Here is a 16,910-nt window from a genome sequence, read left to right on the forward strand (position 1 = left end):
GCGACGCCACCTCCGGCGGGCCGGCATCGGACCAGCCGTGTGCCCAGGCCGGTCGGCTTCGATGGGGGCTGCGGGCGCATGGCAGGAGATCGCCGCCTTGCCCGGCACCCCGCCGCGGCCAGAAGGCGCAGTGGAGCGATTGCTCCGGTCATGACAAGCCTGTGCCAGGGTATCCATCAGGGTATCCACGGGGATGGGTCAAATATCAGGCTGTCCGCATGAAAATAAATAATTTCTGCAATATATCGAGGTTTTGCGCACCCATATCAACCGTCTGCTGTCGCGCGGAAACAAGGCTGGTTAATCTCTTCGGAATCGCCCAAAATCTCCACATGACTCTATTCTGGCCGGCACGCGGCCACATGCTTATGGATAAATCCAGCGTTTTCCCCGATCGCCATATCGGTTCTGTCCTGCTGGTCGCCCTGCTGCTGCCCGGTGCGGCCCTGATCCTGCAACTACTGCTCTGGCCCGTGGTGCAGCCGTTCCTCTGGTTTTTCTTCTACCCGGCCGTTTTCTTCAGCGCCCATTTTGGCGGCCTCAGGGGCGGTTTGCCGGCCACCCTGCTTTCCGTCGGGCTGGCCAACTATTTTTTCGTGGACCCGATCCACTCCCTGGCGGTCTCCGCCTGGCCTCAGGTGGCGGTGATGGCGATGTTTGCCATCATGGGCGGGCTGATTTCCCTCGTGCATCAAAACCATCATCTGGCGCGCGCCCGATTGAGACTGGCCTTGTCGAAACTCGCAGATTCGGAGCACCACTATCGGGCCATGTTCGAGACGGCGGAGGGCCAGGCATTCTCGTTTCCTCCCACGGCGCCGGCAACACCCCTCTCCACCGGGGATGTCCTGCCGCAGTACATCCCTGAACGGGAATTCCGCCTGCTGGCCGAGTCCGTTCCCCAGATTGTGTGGATCACCAATCCCGAGGGCGAGAATATTTTCTTCAACCAGAAGTGGGTGGACTACACCGGCATGTCCCTGGAGGAAAGCCATGGTCATGGCTGGAACATTCCCTTTCACCCGGACGACCGCCAACGCGCCTGGGATGCCTGGCAGAACGCAATTCATCACAACGGGACCTACTCATTGGAGTGCCGCCTCCGGCGCGCGGATGGCAGCTACCGCTGGTGGCTGGTGCGCGGCGTGCCGGCCTTCGACCGGGAGGGAAAAATCTACAAGTGGTTCGGCACCTGCACGGACATCCATGACATCAAGGCGGCCCAGGAGACGCTGCGGCACAACGAGAAGCGCCTGCGCTTCGCCCTGGATTCCCTGCAGGCCGGCGAGTGGCAGCTCGAACTGGATCAGCTGACGGCCGTCTGCTCCTTGCGCCACGACCAGATCTTCGGTTACGAGAAACCCCATCCCGGCTGGAGCTACGCGGCGTTCATGGAACATGTGGTCGCGGAGGACCGCGAGCGGGTGGACGCAAGCTTTCAACAGGCGCTCTCCGCCCAAGCCCTATGGGATTTCGAATGCCGCATCCGTCGGACGGATGGGGACATCCGCTGGATTCAGGGCTGTGGCCAGCCCCGGGTCGATAGCAGCGGAAGGCGCCTGCTGGTGGGGGTCGTCATCGATATTTCCGAACGGAAACGGGCGGACATCCGCCTGCAGGACAGCGAGAAACGCTTCCGCCTGCTGTTCGAGCACTTGCCCATTCCCTATCAATCCCTGGACATCCAGGGTCATTGGCTGGACGCCAACCAGCAAATGGCCGACCTGTTGGGCTTTGCCAGTCCCGCCGACATGCTGGGAGGCGATTTCGGCGACTTCTGGGCCCTGGAGTGCGACGGCTTCCACGCCAGGTTCGACGAATTCAAGCGCACCCATAACGTCGAGGGAGAATTGCAGCTGGTCCGGCGGGACGGACGCAAGATCAGCGTGCTGATCGCCGGACGCATCCAGCGCGACCTGGACGGCCGCTTCGAGCGGACCCATTGCATCCTGGTCGACATCACCGAACGCCACGACTTCGAAACACGCATTTCCGAGCTCAATATCGCGCTGGACGAGAAGCTTTCGCAACTGAAGGCCGCGAACGCGGCCAAGACGCAGTTTCTGGCCCACATGAGTCATGAACTGCGAACGCCCCTGAACTCCATCATGGGCTTTGCCCAGATACTCGAAATGGACCGGATCTCGCCCGAGCAGCGGGAGATGCTGCAGGCCATTAACCAGGCGAGCGCCGATCTGCTGCATATGATCAACGACCTTTTGGACCTGACCACGATCGAGGCGGGGGGGTTGGTCCTGCAAACCGAATCGTTTCAGCTGGAGACCCTGCTTGGGCAACTCGAATCGCTGCTGCGCAACCAGGCGGCAAGCAAGGGGCTGTCGCTGCAGGTCCGTTGCCTCGGCGCCGAACCCGGGCGCCTGTCGGGCGATCCGCTGCGGCTGAAACAGGTCCTGTTGAACCTCCTGGGCAATGCCATCAAGTTCACCGGGCGTGGCGAGGTGAGTCTCACGGTACAGCGCCTGTCCACCGATGGCGCGGCGATCTGGCTGCGGTTCGAGGTCCGCGATACCGGCATCGGGATATCCAGGGAGGTCATGGATCGCCTGTTCCAGCCGTTCAGCCAGGGCGACCCCAGCATCACCCGCCGCTTCGGCGGCACCGGCTTGGGCCTGGTGATCAGCCAGCGCATCGTCGAGGCCATGGGCGGGCGCATGGGCGTCTCCAGCGAGGTCGATCGGGGCAGCCTGTTCTGGTTCGAGGCGCCTTTCGCCCGGGCGGGCCGCGGGACCGTCGCGACGGATGCCGCCTCGGCGCCCCTGGACCGGCACTCGCTGGCGGGCCTGCGGGTGCTCTCGGTGGATGACAACCTTGCCAACCTGAGAATGATCGAACAGGTGCTGGTCTATCTGGGTGCCGCGGTGACGGCGGTGCAGAGCGGGCGGGCGGCCCTGGACAGGCTGAGGGCCGCGCCCGGGGATTTCGATGCCGTGCTGCTGGACGTGCAGATGCCCGAGCTGGACGGCCTCAGCGTGGCCCGCGAAATCCGCCGCGACGAACGGCTGTCGGGGCTGCCGATCATCGCCCTGACCGCCGGCGTCACCGCGGAGGAATGCCAGGCGGCCCTGGGCGCGGGCATGAACAACTTCCTCGGCAAGCCGGTCGATTTGCGGCAGATGCATCGCGTGCTGGCCGCCTACCTGAAGCCCGGCTAGGGCCGCCGGCAGGCCCGCGGATCATGGGCGCTCACCGCTCGGCCGTGGCCGGACCCGGCGGGCGCCGGGCGCGGCCGCGAAATGCCGCTGCGCGGCACGGTTGGCGGGGTGATGGGCCCGTGACGCGGGGAACGCCGGCAGCCCGGGCGCCGGCAGGCACTGAAGCCGGCCATCGGTCATCCCTGGCCTGATCCAGCGCCTGAACCGTGGCCACCTGTGCGGGTCTCACGCTGATTGCCCGCGCGCGGCGCTGCCTGTCGCCGGCTGGATCGATGGCGATCCGGCGAAGACAGGCTTACTCCATCCCCGGCAGGCAATCCCCGATCCGGCCGGCATGGTCTCCCTCGCGGCCCAGCTCATATCTTCATGCGTAATCTCTTGATCGGACTGGGTGGCGGCGCAACCGTGCTGGCCTTGGCGCTGGGCGGGCAGCATGTCTACGAGGGCTGGCTGCATCGCGCGCAGGCCCAGGCGCAGACGACGCTGCTGGCCAGCGCGCGGATCAAGGCGGAACAGCTCGCCCTCTGGCGGCATGAGCGCCTGGGCGATGGCGAGGTGCTGGTACACAACCAGCTGCTGGCCGATAGCCTGGCCGACTGGCTGGCCAGGGACCCGGGCCAGCCGCTGCCCGCGGGCATCCGCGACCAGCTTGAGGCTCTGTTGCGCCACTACGGTTACGCCGCGGCCACGATCGTCGATGCCGAGGCCCGCTTGCGTTACAGCCTGGGCGGGACCGGCTTTCCCGCCCTGAATGACCGTGATCGTGCCACTCTGGCCGAATCCTGGCGGACCCGTCAGGCTATCCTTTCCGATCTCCATCGCGATGACAAGGTCGGTTATCCGCACCTGCACCTGATGGCCCCGCTGTTTGCCGGAAACCGGCCGGTCGGTGCCATCATGTTGCTGATCCGTGCCAGCGACGCGCTCTATCCGCTGCTGGCGTCCCTGCCCCTGTCGACCCGCAGCGGCGAAGCCTTCATCGTGCGCCGCGAGGGTGATACGGTGCTGTGTCTCAGCGAACTCCGGCATCTGCCGAACGCGGCCTTGAACTTCTCGCGCCCGCTGAGCGAGACCAATCTGCCCGCCGTGCGGGCAATCCTGGGCCAGACCGGCGTGTCCGAGGGTCATGATTACCGCGGTGTCGCCGTAGCGCTTGCGGCCGTCCCCGTGGCCGGCACCCCCTGGATGCTGATCGTCAAGCAGGATACGGAGGAAATCCTGAGCGGCGTCCGGCGTGAGGCCTGGCTGTGGGGCGGTTGGCTGCTCGCCTTGCTGGGGCTGCTGTCGGCCATTCTGAGAGGCCTGGTCAAGGGGCTGCAGTACCAGCATGCGCGCAGCTTGCGTCAGGCCGCGGCTGCGGAGCAGATCAGCCTGGCGAGGTTCCGCCACCTGTTCGAGCAATCGCAGGACGGCATCCTCCTGCTCACGGGCAACGACCGTTTCCTGGACGCCAACCCGGCCGCGCTGCGGCTGCTGGGCTACGAGCTGGAGGCGCTGCGCCAGATACCGCTGATCAGCATCCTGGCACCCGAGGAACATCCCCGCCTCGCCGATGCCGTGGGCGACATCATGGGCGGTCGGCGACATCATGAGCCGTGGGTGCATGTCCGCAAGGACGGTTCCAGATTCGTGGCCGATGTGACCGCCCAGCTGCTGACCGCCGACAGTTACTGCGCCATCCTGCGCGACATTACCGAGCAGCAGCGGCTGGAACGTCAGGAAGCCACCCGTTCGGCCGTGCTGGAACTGCTGGCCGGCGGTGCGCCACTCAAGGACATCCTCGAAGCCATCACCCGTGGCGTCGAGAGCGCCCAGCCCGGCATGCTGTGCAGCATCCTGCTGCTCGACAGCAGTGGTCGTCGACTGGCCACCGGCGCGGCACCCAGCCTGTCGGACTTCTACAACCGGGCCGTCGATGGCCTGGCCATCGGCCCGGGCGCGGGCGCCTGCGGCGAGGCGGCCCATACCGGCCAGCGGGTCATCGCCGCCGATTTACAGACCCATCCCAACTGGTCGGCCTTCCGCGCGCTGATCCAGCAGGCGCAGCTGGGCGCCTGCTGGTCCGAACCCGTTCTCGGCGCGGATGGCGCCGTGCTCGGCACCTTCGCCATCTATCATCGCGCCCCCGCCACGCCGAACGAGGCTGAAATTCAGCTGATCGAGCAGGCGGCCAAGCTGGCGGCGATCGCGATCGAGCGTCACCGCGCCCGCGCCGCGCTGGCGCTCAGCGAACAGCGCTACGCCATGGCCAATCAGGCCACCTCGGAGGTCATCTGGGACTGGAACATCGAGACCCACGAGGTGTGGTGGAACGATAACTTCTACTCGCACTACGGTTACCGCCGCAACGAAACCCCACCGTCCTACGACAACTGGGTGCGGCACATTCATCCGGCGGACCGTGCCGGGGTGCTGGCGTCGTTGACCGGGGACCTGGCCAGCACGGCCGGCCTCTGGACCAGCCAGTACCGGTTCCGCCACCACTCCGGCGCGTATGCGGTCGTCTATGCCCGCGGCGTCATCCAGCGGGATGCCGCCGGCAAGCCGCTGCGTCTGGTCGGGGCGATGCAGGACGTTACCGAGCGCAAGCAATTCGAGCAGCGACTGGCGGCGGCGGCCGACCGCTATGAACGGATGCTGCGCGCCACCAAGGACGCCTTCTGGCTGATCGAGGCGAGCACCGGACGCATCGTCGATGTCAATCGCGCGGCGGAGACCCAGAGCGGCTACAGCCGCGAGGAACTGCTCCAGCTGCGGGTGCCCGACATCGACATCCTGCATGACCCGGATGCGTTCCGCGAGAGTGTCGGGGGCATCCTGGCCGAGGGCTGGGGGGTGATCGAGACCCGGCACCGCACCAGGTCCGGCCGCGTCATCGACGTTGAAGTCAGCACCCTGCCGGATGCCGATCAGCGCACCATGATCGCCTTCCTCCGCGACATCACGTCCCGCAAGCAGGCCGAGCGGGCCATCCAGTCGCTCAACGAGGAACTGGCAGGCAAAGTCGTCGAGCTGGAGCGGGCCAATGCCGCCAAGAGCCAGTTCCTGGCCCACATGAGCCACGAAATCCGCACGCCCATGAACGGCGTGCTCGGCATGGCGCAGCTGCTGGCCCAGGAACTGCTCAGCCCCGGCCAGGCCGTCATGGTTCGCCACATCGGCGAAGCCGGCGAGTCGCTGCTGCGCATCATCGACGACATCCTCGACTTCTCCAAGATCGAAGCCGGCGAACTGCGCGTCGAGCAGCAGGCGTTTCAGCCTGCGGCAACCCTGCGGCAGGTGGAAAACCTGCTCCGCCCGGCCGCCCGCCTCAAGGGGCTCGACCTGACGGTCGCCGCCGCCGAGCTGCCGGGGCGGCTGATCGGCGATGCCATGCGGCTGGAGCAGATACTCCTCAATCTCCTGGGCAATGCCATCAAGTTCACCGAGCATGGCGGTGTGACGCTCACCGTGACGCCCGTGACATCCGGAGCCGGGCCGGTGCGGCTGCGCTTCGCCGTGCGCGATACCGGCATCGGCATCGAACCCGACGCGCTGAGCCGGCTGTTCCAGCCCTTCAGCCAGGGCGACAGTTCCATCACCCGCCGGTTTGGCGGCACCGGCCTGGGCTTGGTCATCAGCCGCCGTCTGGCCGAACTGATGGGCGGCACGCTCGGCGCCGAGAGCACCCCGGGCCAGGGCAGCGCCTTCTGGTGCGAAATCCCCTTCGCCCGTGTGAACCCCGCCACCGGCGTGTCCCCGGTGCGCGCCACGCCGGCACCCGCCGCGGCCGCCGAGCCACGACTGGCCGGGCTGCGGGTCCTGCTGGTGGACGACAACCGCATCAACCTGCTGGTCGGACAGAAAGCCCTCGAACACGAAGGTGCCCGTGTCGGCACCGCCCGTGACGGCCAGCAGGCCCTGGAGCGGCTACGGGCCATGCCCGATGGTTTCGATATCGTGCTCATGGACATCCAGATGCCGGTCATGGACGGCCTCACGGCCACCCGTGAGATTCGCCGGAACCCTGCCCTGGCCGGACTCCCCGTCATCGCCCTGAGTGCCGGTGTCCTGCCGGAAGAGCGGCAGGCCGCGCTGGCCGCCGGCCTCAACGACTTCCTGCCCAAGCCGATCAACATCGACCGGATGGCCGCGATGCTGCGCCAGCATTGCCCTGCCTGAGTACGGGCGAGGGGAGGGGAGCAGGGATGGTCATGGCGGCCCCGGCTTGGCGGCCCTGACCGCAGGCTGGCGCTTGTCCCGGGGGGGGGCCGGCTCAGGGAAGGGCGCGGACGGAAGCGATGCCCCGCCGGGGTTCCGGTCCCGGGCTGGGGCCGGGTCCGGTGCCCTGAACCCGTGCCGGAGTGCGGGCACGCGCCAGGGCGGTTTCAGTAGGGCGTGCCGTCCCTGTGCAGGAACTCGTAGCTGCCCCGTCCCGCCCTGGCTTCCAGATCCTCGTCGGGATAATGCGACCGGTCTCCCGGCAGCCGGTCGCCGACTTCCAGGTAGACCACGACATGGTCGCTCCGGTTGACCAGTTGATGCCCGTCGGCCTGGCCGGCCGGGAAGCCGGCGCAGGCACCTGCCGGCAGGTTTTGCTCGCCGGCCTCGGTGACCAGGGTAAGTTCGCCTTCCAGCACGTAGATGAACTCGTCCTGCCGGGTGTGCCAGTGGCGCAGGGCGGAGATCGCGCCGGGCTCCAGGCGGACCAGATTGACGCCGAAGTTCTGCAATCCCAGGGCATCGCCCAGGGCCTGCTTGGCGCGGCCGGCGAGCCGCTGGCGCTGCGCCTCCGTCGGGTAGATGGAGGCGGTCCGAACGGGTACGTTCGCGGGGTCGAGGGCTGGCAGGTCGAGCGGTGTTTTCATGGGGACATGGGGCAGGGTCGCCGGAATGCGTTCGTCTTGAGACAGGCGGGGTCAGGGGCCAAAGGCTTATCCGTTGTCCGCAGTCTTCCGGCCCGATCTGGCAAACAGGATCGTCATGAGGATCACGCCGGCGAGAATCGCCAGCGAGGCAATGGCCAGCACCGGGTCGATGACTGCCAGTTCGATATTGCCATGAATATCAAGTAGCCAATGAAATCAGGCCATACATGGCACTTTTTAGTTTGGTGGTACACACAAAATCGAAGTGTGGCCATTTTTTGGGGTGACGCCCGTTATCCACCGTTGCGGTGGATGACCTTGTGGACAACCTCGGCGCCTGCCCGATTCGGCAAGGGCGCGGGAGGATAGGTCAGAGAATGGTCAACCTGGCCGGCGTCTCGTCGCTCAGCACCGCGCTGCCGTGCAGCTGCCGCCAGTGGAGCATCTCCGCCGCCTCCTCCTCAAGCTGCTTTGTCCCATCCCCGCCCAGTCGCCTGGAAGTGCATGGGGGCATTGTCCTGGATGTCACGCTGGTTCAGTCGCTGGACCAGCTCCACGTAGCTGTCACTCTTGTCGATGGCCGTCTGGCGATAGACGTGGCGGATCAGGTACTCCACCTCGGGATTGAGCGCTTCCGACTTCTCCCACAGCGCCACGGTCTGGGCGCTCTTGCCGAACAGTTCCCCGAGACTCTTCTGGGACATATCCAGCATGATGCGCAGGAACCGCAGTTCCCGGCCGGTCAGAGGCGCGGGCTTCTCCGTGAGGGCTTTGGCAATGGCCGCATCCAGGCCCTCCACATCCACGAATGACACGCCCTTGCCATAGGGCGTGTCGTGCAGCTCGTAACCGTTCAGCAGCCAGACATTATCCAGCCCGCATTCCCGGTAGTGATAGCCGTTCACAGCACGTTCTCCACAGTGATGACGATGATGTACCAGCCGCCCTGATCCTGTAGCTGCCCTGTCACCCGCACGTCAAGGCCGGCACACCAGGCGCTCATGCTGAAGTCGATGTGTCCATTCGGGTCGGTGGCGGGATTGCCAACCAGCTGCCCCTCGCGCAGACACTTCTGAATCTGTCGTCGCGTCACCATGGCATACCAGCCAGCAGCCTGCTCGAAGGTGGGGTAGATGATCCGACCCGCCTGGGCGGCTTGCTGGATCAGCTCCAGCACATGCAAGGGGGACATGGGGAAGGTTAACACGCTCATACCCATAATTTTTATGGGTCGCCCCCTGTACCGTCAACTGGCACGCTGCCGGCCCATTGCCCTCCGCACAGTGCCCACAACCCTCATCCTTGGCGGTCCTGGGTCCGCTGGCGAGAAAGTCCCGCAGCCAGATGGCGCACTTGGGCGCTTCCGGCTCGTCGTCGCCGTTGTCTTCCTCCGGCGGCAGCGCCTCGCCCCAGACCAGCCGCGAGGCGAACACCCCGGGTGGTTCTCCAGCTCGACTTGTTCCAGCCGCCGATCCGGGCCGCTGCCCGGGTCAGCGCGTCCATGTGCCGGGCCGGATCGAAGGTAAGCTCCTCGTCGCCGTCCCGCACGTCGCCCACGAAGTAGAGGCGACGCATGTCCGCCCCGCAGGCCAGCAGGCGGGGCGCCAGGGTATCCCTCGGGTCGTCCTCGCCCGACCAGATCAGCGCGTTGCCGGCCTCGGCCCGGGTGCCGTCCCGATCCCTTGGAGCGCTGCCTTGGCCTGGCTCTGTCAGGCTTTCGGCAGGCGGCTCGGGACGTTGCCTATCTTGTAAAACCAACAGCGCTGATGGCGGGTCCCGGCGTAGACCTCTTTCAACATGGCCCAGAAATCTAGGGTCCCGCGCTCAGGCCGCGGGCTTGCAGATCCCGCCGACCATCGAGCCCGGACGCATGGGCCCACCCGTACACGTAACGCTGTTCGGACAGAGCCCGCCGCGCCCACGCCGGATACGCCCAACCGGCCTTCAAGCGACTTACCCCATTCGCGGACAAGTCCTTGGCCTGGTCACCGACCCACACCGCCAGCACCGCCTGCAAGTCACCGATCGGGACACCTTTCAGGTACCGCCGCCACGGCATGGCCGCGGAGATACGGCCGCAACGGCGCACAGACGGCGGCACCCGGGCCGAGTTGAACGTCACCCCGCGCCCTGAGCGATCCCGGACCTTCGGCACCCGCACTGACACCGGCCCGACCGCCGTCAGCGCTTCCCGTGCCGACTCAGCAACGCCCCAACGCCGTTGCCCCTCTCTCCTCGTCCTGCGTAATCTTGCCATGGCGTACTCACCTCAAGGCTGCGCTTCAGTCTCGACAATCGAATGGTCAGCAGGGTACGCCACCCGCTCAAGCCATCAGCCCAAGCTCACACACCAGTTTCGACCATGTCTGTGATGAGATTGATCTAAATACATCAGTGCGAACATCAAAAGGCCCTCGATGGCACCGGCCCCGGTGAGGCGGAGAGCGGCGGGCAGGCCGGGAAACCGGCATGAAAAAGCGGGCACGAGGCCCGCTTTGGGTGCGGCAAGCCGGCCGGTTCAGCCCAGCACGTTCTGCAGCAGCCCGTTGAGCCGGCGGACGAATTGCGCCGGGTCGTCCAGTTGCGCGCCTTCGCCGAGCACGGCCTGGTCGTAGAGGATGTGCGCCAGGTCGCCGAAGCGGGTGTCGTCGGTCTCGGCCTTCAGCTTCGCCACCAGGGCATGATCGGGGTTGAGCTCGAACACCGGCTTGCTGGTCGGGATGTGCTGACCGGCCGACTTCATGATGCGCTCCATGGTGCGGCTCATGCCGTAGCTTTCGCTGACCAGACAGGCCGGCGAATCGGTCAGGCGGGCGCTGATCTTGACCTCGCTGACCTTGTCGCCCAGCACGGTCTTGATGCGCTCGACCAGCGGTTGCAGTTCCTTGGCGGCCTCTTCCTTGTGCTGCTTGTCGGCCTCGTCCTCCAGCGTGCCCAGATCCAGGTCGCCCTTGGCGATGGACTGCAGTGCCTTGCCTTCGTGCTCGGTCAGGTAGCCGACCAGCCAGTCGTCGACGCGCTCGTGCATCAAGAGTACTTCCAGTCCCTTCTTGCGGAAGATTTCCAGATGCGGGCTGCTCTTGGCGGCGGCATAGCTCTCGGCGGTGATGTAGTAGATCTTGTCCTGGCCCTCCTTCATGCGGCCGATGTAGTCGTCCAGCGAGACGTTCTGTTCATCGGTGGCGTTGTGGGTGGACGAGAAGCGCAGCAGCTTGGCGATGCGGTCCTTGTTCTTGAAGTCCTCGATCGGGCCTTCCTTGAACGCCTGGCCGAACTCCTGCCAGAACGCGGCGTATTGCGCCGGCTGGTTCGCGGCCAGATCCTCCAGCAGGCCCAGCACCTTTTTCACCGCCCCGGAGCGGATTTTTTCCAGCAGGGCGTTTTCCTGGAGAATTTCGCGCGACACGTTCAGCGGCAGCGAGTCGGAGTCGATGACGCCGCGGATGAAGCGCAGGTAGCGCGGCATCAGCTTGTCGGCTTCCTCGGTGATGAACACCTTGCGCACATACAGCCGGACGCCATGCTTGGACTCGCGGTCCCAGAGGTCGAAGGGCGCCTTGGACGGCAGATACAGCAGCAACGTGTATTCGTTGGTTCCCTCGACGCGGCTGTGCACCCGGGCCAGCGGGGCCTGGAAGTCGTGCGAGACGTGCTTGTAGAACTCCTCGTACTGTTCGTCGGTGATCTCGTCGCGGTTCTTGGCCCACAGGGCCGAGGCGCTGTTGACGGTTTCCCATTCCGGCGCCGGCGGTTCCTCGCCCTCCTGGGTTTCGCCATAATGCTCCTTGAGCATCTCGATCGGCAGCGAGATGTGATCCGAGAACTTGCGGATGATGGAGCGCAGCTTCCAGCCGTCGAGGAATTCGTCCTCGCCCTCGCGCAGGTGCAGGGTAATGCGGGTACCGTGCTCCGGCTTGTCGACGTTCTCCAGCGTGTAGTCGCCCTCGCCGGCGGATTCCCAGCGCACCCCATGATCGTGGGTGGTGCCGGCCTTGCGGGTTTCCAGCACCACCTTGTCGGCGACGATGAAGGACGAGTAGAAGCCGACGCCGAACTGGCCGATCAGCTGGCTGTCTCTGGCCTGGTCGCCGGTCAGCGACTCGAAGAACTGTCGGGTGCCGGAGCGGGCGATGGTGCCGATGTTGTCGCGCACCTCGTCGCGGGTCATGCCGATGCCGTTGTCGGTCAGCGTGATGGTGCGGGCATCCTTGTCGAATTCGATGCGGATCTTCAGGTCCGGATCACCCTCATACAGGGCGTCGTCGCTGAGCGCGTTGAAGCGCAGCTTGTCCGCCGCGTCGGATGCGTTGGAAATCAGCTCGCGCAGGAAGATTTCCTTGTTGCTGTACAGCGAATGGATCATCAGGTGCAGAAGCTGCTTGACCTCTGCCTCGAAGCCCATGGTGACCTTGTTTTCGGCGACCGTCATGGTGTGTCGTGCCTCCCGGTGATATGGATGGAAAGGGTTGGGAACATTTCGCCACCCGGGTCTGGGGCCGAGCCTGGCCGATTTCAAGTCGGCCGGAGGCGCGAATCAGGCACCTGCCCAACCGCGCCGGCGTCGCCGGCCAGTGGCAGCAGCCCGCGGAGGTTGCGGAAGCTGGTACCGCGGACGGTATCGAGAAAATCCAGCAGATAGGCCGAGCTCGCCATCGTCGCGGTGCTGGCCGCGTACAGCTCGCTCCACAGGCCTTTCGCGCCGATCGGCTTGGCCAGCACGTAGTCCCGCTCCAGATAGCTCTGCACCGACCACTGCGGCAGGGCGGCGATGCCGCGCCGGCTGGCGACCAGCTGCAGGATGGCCACGGTCAGTTCGGCGGTGCGCCGCTTCGGCTCCAGGCCGACCGGCTTCAGGACCTTGCGCACGATGTCCAGCATGTCCTCGGGCACCGGGTAGCTGATCAGGGTTTCCCCAGCGAAATCCTCAGGTTCCAGGCAGGGCCTGGGCGCCAGATGATGCTGCCGGGAGACCAGGCCGACGATCTCGAAACGGAACAGCGGGTGGAACACCAGGCCGGGGCGCGGCTGCGGTTCCGACACGATCACCAGCTCCGCCCGGTTTTCCAGCAGCAGGGCCAGCGGGTCGGCCTGGAAGCCCGACACCAGATCCAGCTCGATTTCCGGCCAGTGCTCGCGGAAGCGGTCCATCGCCGGCATCAGCCAGTCGAAGCAGGTGTGGCATTCCACCGCGATACGCAGCTGTCCCGCTTCGCCCTGGGCGATGCGGGCGACATCCCGCTCGGCTTCCCGGACCAGCTTCAGCACTGTCTCGGCCAGGGTGTGCAGGCGCTGGCCGGCGGGCGACAGGCGCAAGGGCTGACTCTTGCGCTCGAACAGGCTGACGCCGTAATGCGTTTCCAGCTGCTTGATCTGATGGGAGATGGCCGATTGGGTGAGGAACAGCCGGGTCGCGGCCCGCGACAGGGTTCCGGTTTCGACCAGGGCGGTCAACGTTTGCAGGTGACGGAGTTCCAGCAGGGATTGGTTCATGAATGAAACCGATGAAGGTCATGAAAACATTGAGTTTGAATAATAAACCCTGGGCACCGATCATGCCGCTCCCCATCATGACAGGAGTCGGAATCCATGACCGTGACGCATTCCCTGGGATTTCCCCGCATCGGCGTCGGCCGTGAACTGAAGCAGGCGCTGGAGGCCCACTGGTCAGGCCGGCTGGATGGCAGCGCCTTGGCCGCCCGCGGTCGCCAGCTGCGCGAACGGCACTGGCGGCTGCAAGCCGGCCTGGATCTGGTGCCGGTCGGCGATTTCACCTTCTATGACCAGATGCTCGACATGACGGCGCTGCTGGGGGCCATTCCGGAACGCTTCGGCTTCGGCGACGAGGCGCTCGATCTGGCGCGCTATTTCCAGCTGGCCCGTGGCAACCCGTCCCAGCCGGCGCTGGAGATGACCAAATGGTTCGATACCAACTACCACTACCTGGTCCCGGAATTTCATCGGCGGATGCCGCTCCGGCCAGGCACCGGATGGCTGTTCGAGGCGGTCGACGAAGCCCTCGCGCTCAGGCTCAACCCCAAGCCGGTGCTGATCGGGCCCCTGACCTATCTCTACCTGGGCAAGTCGCGTGAGGCCGGCTTCGACCGGCTGGAACTGCTGCCCCGCCTGCTGCCGGTCTACGCCGACATCCTCGCGCGTCTCAAGGCCCGGGGTGTGCAATGGGTACAGATGGACGAGCCCGCGCTGGTGCTGGACCTGCCGCCGGCCTGGCTGGCCGCCTGCCGGACCGCCTACGAAAGCCTGGCCGACGGGCCGCGGCTCCTGCTGGCCACCTACTTCGGCTCGGTGGCCCGGCATCGGGACTGGCTCGACAGGCTGCCGGTGGCCGGGCTGCATCTCGATGCGGCCCGGGCCCCCGAGCAGGTGGACGCGTTCCTGGACGGCTATCCCGCGGACAAGGTGCTCTCGCTGGGGCTGATCGACGGGCGCAATGTCTGGCGTGCGGACATTCGCCGCCTGCTGGAGCGGGCCGAGCAGGCGCGGGCGGTCCTCGGCGAGCGGCTGTGGCTTGCGCCCAGCTGTTCGCTGCTGCATGTCCCGGTCGATCTGGATCAGGAAACCGGGCTGGACCCGGAGCTCAGGAACTGGCTGGCCTTCGCGGTGCAGAAGCTGGAGGAACTGGCGACACTGGACAAGGGCCTGCGCCTCGGCGCCCGGGCCATTGCCGGCGAACTGGCAGCAGCGGACCGGGCCATGGGCCAGCGCACCGCCTCGCCCCGCCTGCATGACCCGCGGCTCCGCGCCCGCCTGCAGGCCCTGCGGCCGGCCGATTTCCAGCGCCACTCGCCATTTCCGGAGCGTATCGCCCTGCAACGGGCGCGGCTGCGGCTGCCGGGCTTTCCCACCACCACCATCGGCTCGTTTCCGCAGACCTCGGTCATCCGCAAGACCCGTGCCGAGCATCGCCGGGGCGAGCTGAACGAGGTCGCCTATCGCGAGGCCATGCGCCAGGCCATCCGCGAGGCCGTGCGCGAGCAGGAGGCGCTGGGGCTGGATGTGCTGGTGCACGGCGAGGCCGAGCGCAACGACATGGTGGAATACTTCGGCGAGCAGCTGAACGGCTTCGCCTTCACCCGTCAGGGCTGGGTGCAGAGCTATGGGTCCCGCTGCGTCAAGCCACCCATCCTTTACGGCGAGGTGACCCGGCCCCGGCCCATGACCGTGGAGTGGATCGGCTACGCTCAGCGGCAGACCCGCAAGCCGGTCAAGGCCATGCTGACCGGCCCGGTGACCCTGCTGCAATGGTCCTTTGTCCGCGACGACCAGCCCCGGTCGCAGACCGCATGGCAGATCGCCCTGGCCATCCGCGGCGAGGTGGACGACCTCGAGCGGGCCGGCATCGCCATCATCCAGATCGACGAGCCGGCCTTCCGCGAGGGCCTGCCACTGCGGCGGCAGGACTGGCCCGCGTACCTCGACTGGGCGGTGCGCGCGTTCCGGCTGGCCGCCAGCGGCGTCGGCGACGATACCCAGATCCATACCCACATGTGCTACGCGGAATTCGGCGACATCCTGCCGGCCATCGCCGATCTGGACGCGGACGTCATCACCATCGAGACCGCCCGCTCCGGCATGGAACTGCTGGAGGCCTTCCAGGGTTTCCGTTACCCGAACGACATCGGTCCCGGCGTCTACGACATCCATTCGCCCCGGGTGCCGACCGTCGAGGCGATGCGGGCATTGCTGGAAAAGGCCAGCGCGGCGATTCCCGCCGAACGGCTGTGGGTCAACCCGGATTGCGGCCTCAAGACCCGCGACTGGCCGGAGGTAAGGGAGGGCCTGGCCCGCATGGTTGCCGCTGCCGAAGGGATGCGCCAGCGGATGGCGGCGGATGCGCAGGCGAGCGCGCGGGAATGCGTTACCGCCACCGTGTACTAGACGGATGCCCGATCCATGCCGGGGAGCGGCGCTGGCGGCTCCCCGGGCCATATCCGGCAAGGAATGCCTGGAAAGTGCCCCCTTTATCTATAGACGGAGCATCGGCAAGCAGGCGGAAGATGTCGGTTCAAACCTGAAAAGGTAAAAGATAGGGTGCGCGCGCGACCCCCATGGTTTGCGTCCAGGCCTAGGACACCAACACAGGCGCGCTCAAATGATGACTTGCATGCCAAGCTCGACGACCTTCTCTGACGGGATGCCAAAATAGCGGGCAGCGGAGCCGGCGTTGCGGGCCATGATCGTGAAAAGCTTCATGCGCCAGGCCGCCATCTTGCTGGATTGACAAATCAAGCTTTCTCGACTGAGGAAGTAAAAGGTGTCGGCCGGGTCGACATCAATGGCGCGACTGCTTGATCTGAGCGCTTTGGGAATATTGGGCGATTCGGCAAAGCCATAGTGGAGCGTGATTCGAAATATCGATTCAGCCAGGTTGACCACCACCCTCCGCTTCTCGGGGGGCACCCTGGGGATCGGCTCGGTCAAGACGCTGAGAATGATCACATTCTCATGCATCGCATGGTTGTGGCGGAGGTTGGACTGCAGGGAAAGGGGTATTCCTGCATGATTGGTGGTCAGGAAGACGGCCGTGCCCTTGACTCGGACCGGTGGGTTATCCTGGAGCAATTGATGCAGGCTTTCCATGGGCATGGCCATCTCTTGCAGCTTTTCCTGCAAGATGGTTCGCCCCGATTTCCAGGTGCTCATGACGACAAACACCAAGCTGCCAATGATCAAAGGAAACCAGCCGCCATCAGGTATCTTGGGTACATTTGCGGTGAAGAAGGCCAGGTCTATGGCAAGAAAGCCGAGCGCGACGAGTGCGCTTAATATCGGGTTCCATCGCCAGATGCTGGTGGCCACAACAAAGGCGAGTATCGTATCGATGGACATGGTACCCGTTACGGCTATGCCATAAGCCGCAGCCAGGTTCGAG

General features: G+C 65.7%; 10 protein-coding genes and 1 pseudogene. 3 read left to right on the forward strand and 8 right to left on the reverse strand.

Annotated elements, in window-relative coordinates:
* Positions 1-368 precede the first annotated feature (368 nt).
* The gene (locus ACYQ1H_RS04230) at positions 369-3,173 is read left to right on the forward strand and encodes a PAS domain S-box protein (protein WP_460026816.1); all 2,805 of its coding nucleotides are present in this window, start codon (positions 369-371) and stop codon (positions 3,171-3,173) included.
* A gap of 366 nt (positions 3,174-3,539) precedes the next feature.
* Positions 3,540-7,334 carry a PAS domain S-box protein gene (locus ACYQ1H_RS04235; RefSeq protein ID WP_460026817.1) on the forward strand — a complete coding sequence of 1,265 codons (3,795 nt, stop codon included), beginning with the start codon at positions 3,540-3,542 and terminating at the stop codon, positions 7,332-7,334.
* Positions 7,335-7,540: 206 nt separating this feature from the next.
* On the opposite strand, the gene ACYQ1H_RS04240 is transcribed toward ACYQ1H_RS04235, so the two are convergent.
* The 7 genes and pseudogenes from ACYQ1H_RS04240 to ACYQ1H_RS04270 form a co-directional block, all read right to left on the reverse strand.
* The gene (locus ACYQ1H_RS04240) at positions 7,541-8,020 is read right to left on the reverse strand and encodes a cupin domain-containing protein (RefSeq protein ID WP_460026818.1); all 480 of its coding nucleotides are present in this window, start codon (positions 8,018-8,020) and stop codon (positions 7,541-7,543) included.
* 461 nt (positions 8,021-8,481) lie between these two features.
* The gene (locus tag ACYQ1H_RS04245; RefSeq protein WP_460026819.1) at positions 8,482-8,925 is read right to left on the reverse strand and encodes a hypothetical protein; all 444 of its coding nucleotides are present in this window, start codon (positions 8,923-8,925) and stop codon (positions 8,482-8,484) included.
* The gene (locus tag ACYQ1H_RS04250) at positions 8,922-9,212 is read right to left on the reverse strand and encodes a hypothetical protein (RefSeq protein ID WP_460026820.1); all 291 of its coding nucleotides are present in this window, start codon (positions 9,210-9,212) and stop codon (positions 8,922-8,924) included. The genes ACYQ1H_RS04245 and ACYQ1H_RS04250 overlap by 4 nt, the downstream gene beginning before the upstream one ends.
* 104 nt (positions 9,213-9,316) lie before the next feature.
* A complete protein-coding gene (locus ACYQ1H_RS04255) occupies positions 9,317-9,778 on the reverse strand; it encodes a hypothetical protein (protein ID WP_460026828.1) in 462 nt (153 codons plus the stop codon).
* Positions 9,733-10,217: pseudogene (locus tag ACYQ1H_RS04260) on the reverse strand (transposase); the annotation flags it as partial. The gene ACYQ1H_RS04255 and the pseudogene ACYQ1H_RS04260, both read right to left, overlap by 46 nt.
* A 321-nt stretch (positions 10,218-10,538) precedes the next feature.
* Positions 10,539-12,449 (reverse strand): molecular chaperone HtpG, encoded by a 1,911-nt coding sequence (gene htpG / locus ACYQ1H_RS04265; RefSeq protein WP_460026821.1) that lies wholly within the window; start codon positions 12,447-12,449, stop codon positions 10,539-10,541.
* A gap of 83 nt (positions 12,450-12,532) precedes the next feature.
* Entirely contained in the window at positions 12,533-13,510 is a 978-nt protein-coding gene (locus tag ACYQ1H_RS04270) for a LysR family transcriptional regulator (RefSeq protein WP_460026822.1), read from the reverse strand.
* Between the two features lie 96 nt (positions 13,511-13,606).
* Here ACYQ1H_RS04270 and metE point away from each other — a divergent pair, with 96 nt between their 5' ends.
* Positions 13,607-15,916, forward strand: coding sequence for a 5-methyltetrahydropteroyltriglutamate--homocysteine S-methyltransferase (metE, locus tag ACYQ1H_RS04275; RefSeq protein WP_460026823.1), 2,310 nt, complete (start codon positions 13,607-13,609; stop codon positions 15,914-15,916).
* A gap of 210 nt (positions 15,917-16,126) precedes the next feature.
* On the opposite strand, the gene ACYQ1H_RS04280 is transcribed toward metE, so the two are convergent.
* Positions 16,127-16,910, reverse strand: a 784-nt coding sequence (locus ACYQ1H_RS04280; RefSeq protein WP_460026824.1) for a KUP/HAK/KT family potassium transporter, incomplete at its 5' end; no start/stop codon positions are given.

It is taken from the genome of Methyloparacoccus murrellii (genome assembly GCF_054657115.1).